This is a genomic window from Leisingera sp. S132 (genome assembly GCF_025144465.1).
In the GTDB taxonomy this organism is placed as follows: Bacteria; Pseudomonadota; Alphaproteobacteria; order Rhodobacterales; family Rhodobacteraceae; genus Leisingera.
The window spans coordinates 3083522-3096905 of record NZ_CP083553.1; the positions used below are offsets into that span (position 1 = coordinate 3083522).

Genomic DNA, 13384 nt, shown 5'->3' on the forward strand with positions numbered 1-13384 from the left:
CACAAATCTTGCTGAGTTGCATCTTGGCGCTGCTAAGGCCATATAGCTGCAAACCTGCAGAGCAGAGGCAACATGACCCAGTATCTGGAATTCGAAAAACCGCTGGCCGAAATCGAAGGCAAGGCGGAGGAGCTGCGGGCGCTGGCGCGCGCGAATGAGGAAATGGATGTAGCGGATGAGGCCAAGGCGCTGGACGCCAAGGCGGCACAGCTGCTGCAGGACCTCTACAAGAATCTGACGCCCTGGCGGAAGTGCCAGGTGGCGCGCCATCCGGAGCGCCCGCATTGCAAGGATTACATTGAGGCGCTGTTCACCGAATACACGCCGCTGGCCGGCGACCGGAACTTTGCCGACGACCTGGCAGTGATGGGCGGGCTGGCCCGTTTCAACGACCAGCCGGTGGTGGTGATCGGCCATGAGAAGGGCCATGACACCAAATCCCGGATCGAGCGCAATTTCGGCATGGCCCGTCCCGAGGGCTACCGCAAGGCGATCCGGCTGATGGAAATGGCCAGCCGGTTCAAGCTGCCGGTGATCACCCTGGTGGACACCGCCGGCGCCTACCCCGGCAAAGGCGCCGAGGAGCGCGGCCAGTCCGAGGCGATTGCGCGCTCGACCGAGATGTGCCTGAAGATCGGCGTGCCGCTGATTTCGGTGATCATCGGCGAAGGCGGTTCTGGCGGCGCGGTGGCCTTTGCCACGGCGAACCGTGTGGCGATGCTGGAGCATTCGATCTACTCGGTGATTTCCCCCGAGGGCTGCGCGTCGATCCTGTGGAAGGACGCCGAGAAGATGCGCGAAGCCGCCGAGGCGCTGCGCCTCACGGCCCAGGACCTGAACAAGCTGGGCGTCAACGACCGGATCATCCCGGAACCGCTGGGCGGCGCCCACCGCGATCCGAAAGCTGCGATCAAATCCGTCAGCGGCGCCATCCAGGAGATGCTGGACGAGCTCAAGGGCATGGACGCGGCCGCGCTGGTCAAGGACCGGCGGCAGAAGTTCCTGGATATCGGCTCCAAAGGGCTGGCGGCCTGAACCTCAGCCTGCCCGGCCACAAGCAAACCCGGCTGCGAGGCCGGGTTTTTTCATCTCTGCATATGCACAGAGCCTTTCAGGGTTTTCACAGGTGGAGGCAATTATGCCTGAACGCGCCGCACGTCCGCGCAGTGTCCGCATCTTCGCATTGGCTGTCCTCGGCGCATTCTTCCTGGGGGCGCTGCCCATCCTCTCGGGCAAGGCCGGCTATCAATTCCTGCCATCAGAGCAATGGCTCACCCAAAGCCGTGTGGCGGCAATTCTCCTTGGCGGGCTTGCCGCTGCAGCTGCGCCTTTTGCCGTCTTGAAGGGGATGAAAGTGCAGCCCCGCAAACATGGCACGTTCATGAAGATTGTCCTCACCGGCTTTGCCCCCTTCCTTGCCTTTATGGTTTACAGCCACTTCGTTTCACTGGGCATTCCACTGGTCGTGGCAATCGCCGCCGGTACAGAAACCCGGGCAGTATACACTGTCTCAGAGGCCAAGCTTCTGAAGGCTGGCAAATGCCGGAACCCTATTGAAATTGACGGCATGCCCTATGCATGGGGCGAGTTGTGCAACTTTCCAGCCGGTTTTGTTCAAGGCCTGAAGCCGGGTGCAAGGATAGCCGCCGAAGGCAGGGGCACAGAGATGGGGCTGTATGTCACCAGTCTCAGCCAACAGGACTGAGCCGCCGGGACAAGCCCTGGGTTTCCGCGCTTCCGGCAATCAGGACGGCAGCGGTTAAGGGGTAAAGGGCTGCAGGTCTCACAACCTGCGCCGCGGACCGGGCGTAAAACCAGACAGCCACTCTTCGTGGGACAGCCAGGCAGGCATGTCTTGGGCGGGCCAACATAGCGAAAAATCTTAATGTATGATGGCGGAGACGATGGGATTCGAACCCACGAGACGGTTTCCCGCCTACTCCCTTAGCAGGGGAGCGCCTTCGACCACTCGGCCACGTCTCCGCTGACCCGTATATTGGCCAGAGCCTAGAGAAACAAGGCGTTTTTTCAATTTTTTGCCGCGGCAGAAAAACAGGGCAATTTCCCCGGTTTTCCGGGAGCTTTTGCGGAACTGCACGTTATTCGCGTGCAAAACACGTGCAGCCGCGTTCGCATGATGTTCACGGCAACCAGCCTGAAATTGATTCCCCCGCTCCAGCCGTAATGAGAGCCGCAAAGGCGAGTACTGCCATGCTGCCAAGGAAGAAGCGCTCGCGATCCTCGACACCGCTTTGGTGGGCATCGGCGAGCGCGATGATCTCATCACGCTTCACCTTGGCTCTTCTAGCACATGCAAGAACGGATGTTGTTTTCGCTGTGAGGCTGCGTGAAATCCTACACCGTTGCAGTAAATTCGGTCTGGGCTCAGTGCCGCCATGCGGCAGCACAGCACCGAGCAACCAGCGCCAACCTGCCCCAGGCCAACTGTGATCCTCTCAATCCAGACCTTTCATGACATTTGAAACAGGTGCAGCGATACTCCAGCTGCTGGGGCAAAGGCAGGTGGCCAAACTGCGCAAAGCAGCCGTTCAGAGGGGATCCTCAGATTTGGTCGATGCTCCGCCGATCACCAGCGGCAGCGATGCGCAGGAAGCGCCATTTTCAAACTCGGCCGTTTGACGCAACCAGCCGAGGTTTTGTGCTGCTGCGCAGCCCGCCGTTTCTGCCGCTTGCTGCGACTGCGAGGTGCCGGAGCCGGTGAATTCACACTGCGCCGGACCGTAGCCGCCTTTTGCTCTTACAGCTATTGCTGCCGCAGAAAACTCTCGCCCCGCAGCGCGAGATTTTCGGCAGCGCAGCGAACTTTCCGTTTGCGGTCATTCAGGTCCGCGAATACCGGCGGAACCCAAACCACCCTTTCGCTACAGTCAGGTCGGACAAACGAGACGCGGGACAAAGCATGGGTAATCGGGCTGACCTGATGGATGGGTTGGGTTCTCGATAGAGTTGCAGTGATTTCTGCAATCTGAGGAGAACAAGATGAAATACTGTGTTGGATTGGACGTATCGCTGCGGTCAGTGGCTGTCTGTGTGATTGATTCCGAAGGTGGAACCGTACTTGAGCGCGCGGTCGCTTGCGAGATCGATGACATCACTGGTTGTCTGTTAAACTTCGCGGCCCCTGATCTTCGAATTGGTTTCGAAGCAGGCGCGATGAGCCAACATCTGTTCTTCGGGTTGCAGGCGGTAGGTTTCGACGTCGTGTGCATGGAAGCACGGCAGGTGAATGCGGCACTTTCGGCCATGCGCAACAAGACAGACAAAACAGACGCACGCGGGATTGCCAATGTGCTTCGATCTGGCTGGTTCAATTCTGCCCATATGAAAAGCCGAGAGGCTCATGCCATTCGGGCGCTGCTCAGCAGTCGCAAGGCGGTCCAGCGAAAGTGCATCGATCTGGCAAATGAGATACGCGGGCTGTTCCGGATCTTTGGATTGCGGCTGCCATCACGTATCGACCAGGCGTCCTTTGATGAGAGGGTGCGTCCCATCATCAAAGCAGACCCAGACCAGTCACATGCCTTGCTGCCGCTGTTGGAGGCCCGAGCGGTTCTCTTCTCCGCGTACCGGGAACTGGATCGACGCGTGAAGCAAGCGGCCAGCCACAATGAGAACTGCCTGCGCTTCATGGCAATCCCAGGCGTGGGGCCGATCGCGGCCCTGACCTTCAAAGCGGCGGTGGATGATCCCAAACGCTTCGCCAGTTCCAGAACGGTCTCCACGCATTTTGGCCTGACACCGAGGCGCTACCAGTCCGGAGAGATGGACAACCCCGGCCGTATCTCGAAGGCGGGAGATGCAGACGTTCGATCCGCGCTATACGCAGCAGCGAACGCGATGATGATGCGATCCGTCGCCAGCTCTGAGATCAAGAGCTGGGGCCTTCAGTTGATGCGCCGCAAAGGCCGCCGCAGAGCCATTGTCGCCGTTGCCCGCAAGCTTGCTGTCGTCATGCACCGCATGTGGGCCGACAACACCGAGTTCCGTCAAAGACTGTTGGAGGGCGCCGCATGAACTGAACCTCCAACAATCAATGACGGGAACGTCCCGCACCGGACGAGGTCAGCGGATGACGCCGAAAATGGCTGCTGCGCCATTCAAAGCGCGAGACTAAGCTGGGCGTTCCGCGACCGATCCGACACATGCATGCAGCGGTCCAACCGAACCGGACCAACAATGACTGCGAAGAGAAGCTTGACCCGGATGAGAGACCCTACCCCACAGGATGGAAACGAAACGATGAAATGAACTTGACCCAAACGCCCGATTGGAGAGGCAGCCTTTTGCTCTTGCAGCTTTCGCTGACGCAGAAAATATGTTCGTTTGCCGCGAGCACGTCGCTGCGTAACGGATTAAATTAACGAACCGGTCATTGATCTGAGCCGACAATGGTAGGTTCGAAACCGATCTCTCTCCGCAGCCAGGGTCGACCAACGAGCAGTGCGACTAAGCCGGACATAGACCATTGTAACGAATGCAAGTGCAAAGGCACACGACACCTATTTTACACTCGCAGCAACGGTACTTCCCATGACGGAGCGGACTTTTGCAGACCAGACTAAAGCAAATTGGTCGAACAGCTCACGCTCGTCCAGTGAAGGCGCAGTGGCCGCAGCGGTGGATTCCTGGCAATGTGACTGCCAATACGCCTTTCCGGGCGGCAGACAAGTATTCGGCCACCCGTTGATACTCACAGATGTTGGAAACTGCTGCCTAATCTGCAATCAGCTCGGCAGCAAATGTCTCCAGCCGCTTCCGCTGAAACTGCACGAAGTCCGCCGGCGGCTGGTTGGCTTCGGCGACACCACGGAACGGGTCTTCGACATCGCTCGTGATACCCGCCATGGTGGCGATCACCTCATGGGCACAGAAAGGCACCACTGCCTCGGCATAGCCGCCCTCATGCACCGCAACCAGTTTGCCATCGCACAGGTCACGGGCGGCCTTCATCACCGCGCGGGTGAGATAGGCGAATGTGCCGCTGTGCGCAGTCATCCGGCTGAGCGGGTCGAAATTGTTGGCATCAAGCCCGCAGGCGATGATGATCAGATCCGGTTTGAATTCATAAAGCGCGGGCAGCACCAGCAATTCCATCGCATCGGCATAGGACTGGTGGCCCGCGCCCGGCAACAGCTCGACGTTCAAGTTGCAGCCGGCTCCTGCTCCCGCGCCGCGCTCCTCCCCCAAGCCGGAGCCGGGCGGGAAGCAGCTTTGCTGGTGGAGTGAGATCGTCAGAACATCATCACGCTCATAGAAGATGTCCTGCGTGCCGTTGCCGTGATGCACATCCCAATCCAGCACTGCCACCCGGCCCAGCCCCTTTTCAGCCTTCGCAGCCTCGATGGCGATCGGGATATTGGCCAGCAGGCAGAAGCCCATGGAGCCGTCGCGCCCGGCATGGTGGCCCGGCGGGCGCGACAGGGCATAGGCGTTCTGATAGGTCCCGTCCAGCACATCGAAAACCGCCCGCCGCGCCAGCCCTGCCGACAGCGCGGCAATTTCGTAGCTGCCAGCTCCAAATGGCGAGAACAGACCAGCGTTTCCGCCGCCGGCATCGCTGAGCGCCTTGAAACGCTCAATGTAGTCACTGCTGTGGACTCGCGCCATTTCGCATTCGGTGACGGGCCGGGCGGACTGCACGCCCAGTTGGGCGGTCAGTCCGGACACATCCATCAGCGACTTCAGCCGCCGCTTGGATTCTGGCGATTCCGCGTGACCGGCGCCAGCGGGCGGCTGCACCCAGCCCCCGACCGGCATGATCAGCGCGTGTTCGCCAGTGGTGTGCCACAGGCAATGCTCGTCAAAGTAAAATCCTGTACCCGGCATTGTCGTCTCTCCTCGATGTGCAGGTTTCAGAAGCGCAGCGTTGCGTTCAGCAGCGCGGTGAACTGGTCGTTGCGGCCACCGCCAAACAGTGTGCCGCCGCCGTCATAGGTGTCGTAGCGAAGCTCTGGCCGGATCCGCAGCGCGGGGGTTGCCTGCCACTCCAGCCCCGCCGTCACCGCATAAACATTGCCGCCGGTGGCGCCGTTCGCGGCCCACAGGATGTTGGCGGCGCTGTCGTCGCGGAACCATTCGGCACGCCCGTTCAGGTGCAGATTGTCCGCAAGCTGGTAACGGGCCTGGGCATTGAGGCCGTACCATTCGCTTTTTTGGGTAATCGCGCCGGGGGCCGGAATATCGCCGCCCTCCTGAAAGCCGTAGCTGGCCTCAAATGCGAGCGACAGATCAGGGTTCACCTGATGGCCAACCGTCAGGTAGGCCGCCGCCCGGTCGAGCCGTTCACCGGTGCTGCTGAGCGCGATATAGGCGGAACCGCCGCGGGACGGGCCGTAGGCATCGCCCTCGCCGTCTCCATAGACCGCCTCGAAGTCGACCCAGGTTCGGAAATCCGCACTGCGCCAGCGCAGCGCGCCGATCAGCGTCGGGCGGCTGTCTTCCACCGTGCTCCAGCCGGTCACGGCGCCCAGCTCAAAGCCCCAGAGACCGGCTCCCTCCCGCGTGGGCAGACGAGAGCTGATCAGCACGCCGGTATGGGTCCCAGGCCCATGCTGCAGGCTGTAGGTATGGGTGGAAAACCAGTTGGGCGGGGTGAAAGGCAGGCCGATTTCCTTACCAGAGACTGGCGACAGGAAGTTCCCCGCCAAGACCGTAGTGCCGCCCAGCAACGGCAGATAGACCTCAGCATAGGCCTGCGGGAAGGCCAGCTTGTTGTCATCGTCCAGATCGGAGGTGAAGTCGTCAAACCCCGCAGTACGGAAGAAGTCGGAATCCCTCCCATAGGTCGCGGTGATATTGAAACCGAACTCCACCTGCTCGCCGCGCGGCCCCGGAAACGGGCCGACCCGGGCGATAACGCCTTGCGGGCGGCCGGCCAGCGGACCGGGGCAGCTGATGCCACGGCAGAACACCAATCCCAGCTGGTTGAGGTTCAGCCCCTCCTCGCCGGAGAAGAACGCGCCATTGCCGAGTGCTCCGTCCGCGCCAGTGCTGGACGCCGTGATGGCGGTTGCATCCACCCAGCCCAAGACACCAATACGGTGGTTCTTTTCCAGGCCGTCGCCCGCGATGCTGCGGAACAAGGACCCGTAGGCATCCAGTGGCGGCGCATCCTGAGCACGGGTAGCGGCAGGCAGCAGTGATCCGGCCAGCCAGGCGGCCAGCGTCAAACTCTTCTTCATTTTCCCCTCCTGAAGGTATGGTCTTGCAGGCCTCAGACGGCCCTTCTGATATTGGGGAGCAGGCGGTCCAGCAGGCCGCTCAGCCCCCGCGGCGCCAACAGCATCACCGCAACCGCGATGAGGCCGAGGGCAATCTGGCTCCAGCCGGGATAGGCGGCGAGCCCCTCCCGCAGAAGTACGAACAGCAGCACGCCGAGCACCGGGCCGCGGATTGTGCCAAGCCCCCCGATCACGCAGATGAAGATCGCGTTCACCGTCCAGTTGATGTCGAAGGCGGCGATTGGTGAGACATAGAGCGTGCCAAGAAAACTGATGGCGCCGGCCATGCCGCACCCCGCCGCCGAAAGGACAAAGATGGTCCCTTTGATCCGCCGGGTTTTCACCCCCAGCGAGCGGGCGGCGGTTTCGTCATCGCGCATCGCATGGACATGCAGGCCATAGGGGCTTTGCTGCAGCAGCCACAGCCCCAGACACAGCCCCGCGGCCAGTGCCAGCGCAAACCAGTGCGCCGACGCGGGCAGCCAGCTGGTGTCGATCCGCCGCGCCGCATAAAGCGGCAGGCCGGACGAGCTTCCGAAGTAGTCCAGTCGGCCGACAACGATTTTTATGATCTCTGCCGCCACCCACATGCCGATGGCGAAATAGACCTCGCGCAGGCGGAACAGAACCGGGGTCAGGGCAAGCGCCAGCAGCGCCGCCCCGGCCCCGGACAACGGGACCATGATGTAGGGAGAGACAGGCAGGTCCCGTGTGACGGCAAACAAGAGGTACGCCCCGGTGGCGACAAAAGCGTGGTGGCCAAGCGACAGGAGGCCGCCATAACCCGCCAGCAAGTTCCAGCTTTGGGCGATGGCCAGCAGCACCAGCATTTCGGTCAGCAGCGCCAGCCCGCCTGCATTCAGCGCAAAAGGCGCGGCAGCAAGTGCAGTGAGCAAAAGGGCGAGAAATGAGCGGGTCATCGTGTCACCACCTTTCCGGCAAGCCCCTGCGGGCGGATGAGAAGGAAGACCAGCAGAAGCAGGTGCCCGTAGAGCAGCCCCGACGCCGGATCAAAGTAGAAGCCCGCCACATGCACCAGCGCCAGGGCGATGCCGCCAAGATAGCTGGCCCAGATTGAGCCAAGGCCGCCGATCACGATCACCTCAAAGGCGATGAGCAGCCGCTCCGCACCGGAAAACGGCGTGATCGAACTGCGTGAGGCCAGCAGCATTCCCGCCAGTGCCGCACAGGCTGCGGAGACTGCCATGGCAATGGCAAAGATGCGCCGGCGGCGGATTGCAAACAGCGCCACGGTTTCCGCATCATCAGAGGTTGCGCGCACGGCACGGCCCAGCCGGGTTTTGCTCAGGATCAGATGCAGCCCGCCGAACAGCGACAGCGACAGCAGAAAGATGCCCAGCGGCAGCCAGCCGATTGTCTGGCCTGCAATGGTGAGATTGGCGGTTTTGACCGCGCCCAGGTCGATGCTGCGGCTGTTGGCGCCATAAAGGCCGACCATGGCATTCTGCATCACTACCGACAGGCCGAATGTGACCAGAAGGGCAGGCATTGGATCGGGGCTCAGCACCCGGTTCAGCAGCTGGGTCTGCAGCAGCCAGCCAAAGGCGAAGGCGCCCGCGCAGACCAGCGGCATCAGCAAGAGCGGGCTGACGGGCCAGGCCGCGCTGAGGGTAAACAGCACCAGCGCGCCGGCAATGGCCAGCTCGCCATGGGCGATATTGGCAATCCGCATGACACCGAAGATCAGCGACAGTCCCAGCCCGAACAGCGCATAGAGCCCGCCCAGGAACAGCCCGTTCATCAGGATTTCTATGGCTGTGCTCATTGGTTCTCTCCGAAATAGGCCTGACTCACCCGCTCGAAACAGGCACCGTCCGAAGCGCCTGCCAGCGACACTTGCCCGCCGAGCATGCAGTAGAAACGGTCAGAGGCTGCCAGCGCCCTGCGGATGTCCTGTTCGACCAGCACAATGGTGGTGCCGCGCGCCTTGAGGCCGGCCAAAGCCTCATACACCCGATCAACAATCACTGGCGCCAGCCCGAGGGAGGCCTCATCCACCAGCAAAAGCTCCGGGTTGGTCATCAGCGCGCGGCCGATGGCCACCATTTGCTGCTGGCCGCCCGACAGCAGACCTGCAGGCCGCTGCGCCATCGGCGCGATTTCGTCGAACAGCTCCAGCACCCGCGGCAGGGTCCAGTAGCCGCGCCGTCCGACATCGCCGCCGATCATCAGGTTTTCCGCCACGGTCAGGCTGGGGAACAGCCGCCGCCCCTCCGGAACCATGGCAATGCCGCGCTGCGCCAGCGCGCCGGGATCCAGCGCCAGAATGTCCTGCCCGGCAAAGGTCAGCTGTCCGGCCTCGCGTGTGCCCAGCCCGGCAATCGCGCGCAGCAGCGTGGTCTTTCCCGCGCCATTGGCCCCGATCAGCGCGACGGTCTCCCCCTCGTCCACATGGGCATCAATCCCGAACAGGGCCTGGAAATCGCCATAGCGCGCGGTCAGGTTCTGCATCTGCAACAGGGTCATGCCGCCGCCCCCAGATAAAGCGCGCGCACCTGCGGGTCGGCGGCAACCACCTCCGGGCGGTCCTCGATCAGCTTGCGACCCAGCGCAAGCATCATAATCCGGTCAGAGGCCTCCTGCAGCGCATGGGCGATATGTTCGATCCACAGCACCGCCAGCCCCGCCTCCTTCAGGCGTTTGACCAGCACAACCATCTCGGCGGTTTCCTGATCGGTCAGCCCGCCGGACACCTCATCCAGCAGGATCACCTTTGGATCAGAGGCCAGCGCCTTGGCCAGTTCGAGCCGTTTGCGGTCCAACAACCGCAGCGCGGTACCGAAGTTGTTGCGGCGCGGTCCAAGGCCGGTGATCTCCAGGATCTCCTCCACCCTTGCCCGTGCGGCCTTGGGCGCGATGCCGTGGCTGGCGTGCTGGGCCAGATACAGGGTGTCGCTGACGCTCAGCGAGGCAAAGGCGCGCGGCACCTGAAATGCGCGTGCCAGCCCGGCGCGCACCCGCCCGGCGGTGTCGAACCCGGTGACATCGCACCCGGCCACATGGACAGACCCGCCATCGGCGCGTGTGACGTCGGTCAGGAGGTCAAAGAACGTGCTCTTGCCCGCGCCATTGGCCCCCATTATCCCGAGGCAATTGCCCGGTGCGACGGTGACCGAGACATCCTCGATCACCCGCAGGCCGCCAAACGCCTTGCTGAGATTGCGTGCTTCCAGCATGGCTCAGACCTTGGGCAACGCGATGGTTTCACTTTCGACGCGAATGTCGGGTGCGAGGGCGTTTTCGGTAATCACCAGTTCAAACGCGTGCTTGCCGGAGGACTTGCGCCACTGGCCGCCCGCCAGCTGGGTCTTCGCCACGTTTTTGACAGGGCTGGAGGCAAAATCCACCGGCCCCACAACCGTGTCCAGTTTTGTGGCAGCAAAGACGTCGCGGACTGCGGCGCGGTCCTTGGGGGCGCCGGACTGCACCAGCGCATTCAGGCCCACCTCGAACAGCGCATGGCTGTAGCCCAGCGTCTGCACCCATTGCGCGTTGCTGCCCGCCTCCCAGGCATCTGCCAGCTCACGGGCACTTTGCCCGGTGAAGGATGAGGCGAAGGGCACATTCGGGGTCCACCAGACCTCAGTTGTCATGCCATCGCCGCGTGCGCCCATCGCTTCAATCGCCTGCGGGAACAGAAAGGCCGCCGCAAAGGTGCAGGCCTTTGGGGTGTAACCAGCCTGCCCCGCCTGGTTCCAGAAGGTGATCCAATGCGGCGGGAAGCCGAAGCCGGTCACAATATCGGCGCTGGCGTCGCGGAAGCGGCTGACCTGAGCGGAATAGTCATCCGAGTCGATCTTGAACATGCCGCCCTCAGTGCGCGAGTAACCGCCCCGCTCGATGAAGCCAGGCAACCCCATCGCCGGATCGGCAAAGGCCTGTCCGACTGGGTTGTCGAGATAGAAATCGCCAACGCTCTTGTTGGTGTCGATCTGATCCCAAAGCCGCACAAAGGTGCTCATGGCGTCATCTGCGCCCCAAAAGAAATGGAAGGTCCAAGGAAAGCCCTGTTCAGGGTTGGAGCCGCGCGGGAACATCCAGGCCTGCCAGGGCTGCATCGTGCTCATCGTCGGGATGCCATGAATATCGGCGATTTCGCCCAAAGCCACCGCTGCATCGCCGTCGTTGATCAGCAGCATATCGACCTGATCGCGCAGGATCAGCTCATTGCCAGCGGAGATTGAGCGGTTCATGTTGGACTGGTTGTCCTTCACGATGATCTCCACCTCATGGGAGCTGCCACCTGAGTTCAGCCCGCCCTCCAGCTGCTTGCGGATGCTGTCGACCATCCACTGGTCCGATGTCCCGAACGAGGCGCGCGGCCCGCTCAGCGGCGAGATGAAGCCGATCCGCACCTTCTTGGAAGCAGCGGTTGCAATGGATGGCATCGCCAGTGCGCCGGTTGCGGCGGCCGTTCCGGCCAGGAAACTGCGGCGGCTGAAAGATGTGAGTTTGGTCATGGTGATCCTCCCTGTTTCCTAAACGGTATGGAAGGGCGGACGGGCCAGACATAGTGCAGATGCACTATCCGGCTGCGGGCTTTTGTTCGACCCTGCAGCGCTTGCGGATACAGAAAGAAGCTGCAGAAAATCAGCAGCCTAGTCCCGGATTCAACTCAATTGCAAAAGGCCGGGCGCAGCTCTAGCGCGGCAGGCCGCCCGCCAAGCGGAGCAGTTCGACTTTGTTGTGAACGCCAGTTTTCCGGTAAACGGAGGCCGCCTGATTCCGCACGGTATTGATTGAAACGCCAGATTCTTCGGCAATCGCCCGCATGGTCGCCCCGGCAATCAGCAGCTCCGCCACCCGGCGTTCCTTCGGGGACAGCCGGTTCAGCGGGCTGACGGGCTGGGCCGAAACCAGCCACAGATCGTCCAAATAGCGAACGCGGCTGAAAGTGGTCCCGGAAGGTGCGGTAACCACCGCTTGCCCAGCGAATTCCCGCATCATGGCGGTCGGCTTCTGCCCTGGCTCCAGTCCGTCTTTCACCGCGCCATTGAAACCGGAAGAGCACAGGAATAGCTCGCCCTCGTGATCAAGCAGCCCCCATTCGTTACAGGGATCCACACGCAAACCCAAATCCAGCTGCAGGCACATCGACAGCGCCTGTTCCAGATGCCGCAGGATAGCCAGGAAATCCGTTGTCTCCGTATCGGTAAAGGCCGGGTTCTGGCCATGCCGGTAGAGTGACATGAAGAAATTGAATGGCCCCTCGCGCACCTTGCAATGGCCGTTCAGCATCTGGGTCAGGTCGAATTCCGCTGCAAATACTTTAAATCCGGGATCTGTCACAGCATCCTCGACAGACAATGACCGGGCATACCGTTTCAGGGAGCGGCCTGTGCGCACGAAAGGGTCATTTACCAGATGCGCCTTGACCTTGGGCTCGAACCCGTCTGGCAGGCCGCTGACCATCGTATGCACCATCGCGATCTTGCCGCCGCGGAACACTGACCAGCCCCACCAGGCGGAATCGAACACCGTAATCCCGCGCATCAGCCCGATCATGTACTGCTGGAAATGCAGCGGCGTATGGGTGTTGGCCTTGTCCATCAGGCTCAGCACAAATTCACTCAGATCATAGCGGTTCATGAGGTCAGGTTATCCCGTGCCAAGCTGCCACCCGCATAGTGCATATGCACTATACAGTCGCTTCCTTTCCCTGACTAGCGTTGCTGTCAGCGCCCCGGAAAAGTCTGGGACAGGCGCAAACGCAAGGGAGGATTGCACCATGACTGCTACGCTGAAAGACGTGATCGCCACCAAGTCCCGCCAGTTCGAGGCGAATTTCGCCGCCGGCGATGTCGCCGCGCTGGTGGAGGACTACTATACCCCCGACCCGGTGGTGATCGGCCAAGGAATTGGAACCTTTTCCGGCCGGGATGGTGCCTCGGCCTATTTCCTTGGCGCCGTGCAGGACATGAAAACGGCGCAGTTATCCACCACATCGGTGCAGCATGAGGGCAGCAGCGCCATTGAAACCGGCCGGGTGGTGCTGACACCGCGTGCTGAGGGCGCAGGTGATATCCATCTGGCCTATGTGGTGGTCTGGCAGAACGGCGAGGACGGCTGGAAGGTCCACATGGACTATTTCATGCCCGCCGCCGCCTGACCCGCTGGCAAGG

General features: G+C 61.8%; 14 protein-coding genes and 1 tRNA gene. 5 read left to right on the forward strand and 10 right to left on the reverse strand.

Features of this window, described 5'->3' with window-relative positions; translation table 11 throughout:
• Nucleotides 1-72: 72 nt before the first annotated feature.
• Entirely contained in the window at nt 73-1035 is a 963-nt protein-coding gene (locus K3725_RS15315; protein WP_260016157.1) for an acetyl-CoA carboxylase carboxyltransferase subunit alpha, read from the forward strand.
• A 103-nt stretch (nt 1036-1138) separates the two neighbouring features.
• The gene (locus tag K3725_RS15320; protein ID WP_260016158.1) at nt 1139-1705 is read left to right on the forward strand and encodes a hypothetical protein; all 567 of its coding nucleotides are present in this window, start codon (nt 1139-1141) and stop codon (nt 1703-1705) included.
• A 188-nt stretch (nt 1706-1893) separates the two neighbouring features.
• On the opposite strand, the gene K3725_RS15325 is transcribed toward K3725_RS15320, so the two are convergent.
• Nucleotides 1894-1983, reverse strand: a tRNA-Ser gene (locus tag K3725_RS15325).
• 158 nt (nt 1984-2141) lie between these two features.
• Nucleotides 2142-2294, reverse strand: coding sequence for a hypothetical protein (locus tag K3725_RS15330; protein WP_260016159.1), 153 nt, complete (start codon nt 2292-2294; stop codon nt 2142-2144).
• A gap of 178 nt (nt 2295-2472) precedes the next feature.
• Here K3725_RS15330 and K3725_RS15335 point away from each other — a divergent pair, with 178 nt between their 5' ends.
• Both K3725_RS15335 and K3725_RS15340 read left to right on the forward strand, forming a co-directional pair.
• On the forward strand, nt 2473-2640 hold the full coding sequence (locus K3725_RS15335) for a hypothetical protein (protein WP_260016160.1): 168 nt from the start codon (nt 2473-2475) through the stop codon (nt 2638-2640).
• Nucleotides 2641-3000: 360 nt separating this feature from the next.
• Complete coding sequence (locus K3725_RS15340) at nt 3001-4035, forward strand: IS110 family transposase (protein WP_260016161.1); 1035 nt, start codon at nt 3001-3003, stop codon at nt 4033-4035.
• A 699-nt stretch (nt 4036-4734) separates the two neighbouring features.
• Here the strand turns inward: K3725_RS15340 and K3725_RS15345 are convergent.
• From K3725_RS15345 to K3725_RS15380, 8 genes are all read right to left on the reverse strand, one after another.
• On the reverse strand, nt 4735-5847 hold the full coding sequence (locus K3725_RS15345; protein ID WP_260016162.1) for a class II histone deacetylase: 1113 nt from the start codon (nt 5845-5847) through the stop codon (nt 4735-4737).
• A gap of 26 nt (nt 5848-5873) precedes the next feature.
• Nucleotides 5874-7202 carry a porin gene (locus K3725_RS15350; RefSeq protein ID WP_260016163.1) on the reverse strand — a complete coding sequence of 443 codons (1329 nt, stop codon included), beginning with the start codon at nt 7200-7202 and terminating at the stop codon, nt 5874-5876.
• 32 nt (nt 7203-7234) lie between these two features.
• Nucleotides 7235-8161 (reverse strand): branched-chain amino acid ABC transporter permease, encoded by a 927-nt coding sequence (locus K3725_RS15355; protein WP_260016164.1) that lies wholly within the window; start codon nt 8159-8161, stop codon nt 7235-7237.
• Nucleotides 8158-9027, reverse strand: coding sequence for a branched-chain amino acid ABC transporter permease (locus K3725_RS15360; protein WP_260016165.1), 870 nt, complete (start codon nt 9025-9027; stop codon nt 8158-8160). The genes K3725_RS15355 and K3725_RS15360 overlap by 4 nt, the downstream gene beginning before the upstream one ends.
• Nucleotides 9024-9728, reverse strand: coding sequence for an ABC transporter ATP-binding protein (locus K3725_RS15365; protein ID WP_260016166.1), 705 nt, complete (start codon nt 9726-9728; stop codon nt 9024-9026). Before K3725_RS15365 ends, K3725_RS15360 begins: the two co-directional genes overlap by 4 nt.
• Nucleotides 9725-10438 (reverse strand): ABC transporter ATP-binding protein, encoded by a 714-nt coding sequence (locus K3725_RS15370; RefSeq protein WP_260016167.1) that lies wholly within the window; start codon nt 10436-10438, stop codon nt 9725-9727. The genes K3725_RS15365 and K3725_RS15370 overlap by 4 nt, the downstream gene beginning before the upstream one ends.
• Nucleotides 10439-10441: 3 nt before the next feature.
• Nucleotides 10442-11722, reverse strand: coding sequence for an ABC transporter substrate-binding protein (locus K3725_RS15375; RefSeq protein WP_260016168.1), 1281 nt, complete (start codon nt 11720-11722; stop codon nt 10442-10444).
• Between the two features lie 181 nt (nt 11723-11903).
• The gene (locus K3725_RS15380; RefSeq protein WP_260016169.1) at nt 11904-12851 is read right to left on the reverse strand and encodes a helix-turn-helix transcriptional regulator; all 948 of its coding nucleotides are present in this window, start codon (nt 12849-12851) and stop codon (nt 11904-11906) included.
• A 139-nt stretch (nt 12852-12990) separates the two neighbouring features.
• Here K3725_RS15380 and K3725_RS15385 point away from each other — a divergent pair, with 139 nt between their 5' ends.
• Nucleotides 12991-13371 (forward strand): nuclear transport factor 2 family protein, encoded by a 381-nt coding sequence (locus K3725_RS15385; RefSeq protein ID WP_260016170.1) that lies wholly within the window; start codon nt 12991-12993, stop codon nt 13369-13371.
• Nucleotides 13372-13384 lie beyond the last annotated feature (13 nt).

Excerpts from the sequence above, each read along its gene's own strand:
- K3725_RS15355 (WP_260016164.1), bottom strand. The coding sequence starts at position 8,161 with ATGACCCGCTCATTTCTCGCCCTTTTGCTCACTGCACTTGCTGCCGCG.
- K3725_RS15380 (WP_260016169.1), bottom strand. The coding sequence starts at position 12,851 with ATGAACCGCTATGATCTGAGTGAATTTGTGCTGAGCCTGATGGACAAG.
- K3725_RS15365 (WP_260016166.1), bottom strand. The coding sequence starts at position 9,728 with ATGACCCTGTTGCAGATGCAGAACCTGACCGCGCGCTATGGCGATTTC.
- K3725_RS15320 (WP_260016158.1), top strand. The coding sequence starts at position 1,139 with ATGCCTGAACGCGCCGCACGTCCGCGCAGTGTCCGCATCTTCGCATTG.
- K3725_RS15385 (WP_260016170.1), top strand. The coding sequence starts at position 12,991 with ATGACTGCTACGCTGAAAGACGTGATCGCCACCAAGTCCCGCCAGTTC.
- K3725_RS15350 (WP_260016163.1), bottom strand. The coding sequence starts at position 7,202 with ATGAAGAAGAGTTTGACGCTGGCCGCCTGGCTGGCCGGATCACTGCTG.
- K3725_RS15370 (WP_260016167.1), bottom strand. The coding sequence starts at position 10,438 with ATGCTGGAAGCACGCAATCTCAGCAAGGCGTTTGGCGGCCTGCGGGTG.
- K3725_RS15335 (WP_260016160.1), top strand. The coding sequence starts at position 2,473 with ATGACATTTGAAACAGGTGCAGCGATACTCCAGCTGCTGGGGCAAAGG.
- K3725_RS15360 (WP_260016165.1), bottom strand. The coding sequence starts at position 9,027 with ATGAGCACAGCCATAGAAATCCTGATGAACGGGCTGTTCCTGGGCGGG.
- K3725_RS15340 (WP_260016161.1), top strand. The coding sequence starts at position 3,001 with ATGAAATACTGTGTTGGATTGGACGTATCGCTGCGGTCAGTGGCTGTC.
- K3725_RS15345 (WP_260016162.1), bottom strand. The coding sequence starts at position 5,847 with ATGCCGGGTACAGGATTTTACTTTGACGAGCATTGCCTGTGGCACACC.
- K3725_RS15375 (WP_260016168.1), bottom strand. The coding sequence starts at position 11,722 with ATGACCAAACTCACATCTTTCAGCCGCCGCAGTTTCCTGGCCGGAACG.
- K3725_RS15315 (WP_260016157.1), top strand. The coding sequence starts at position 73 with ATGACCCAGTATCTGGAATTCGAAAAACCGCTGGCCGAAATCGAAGGC.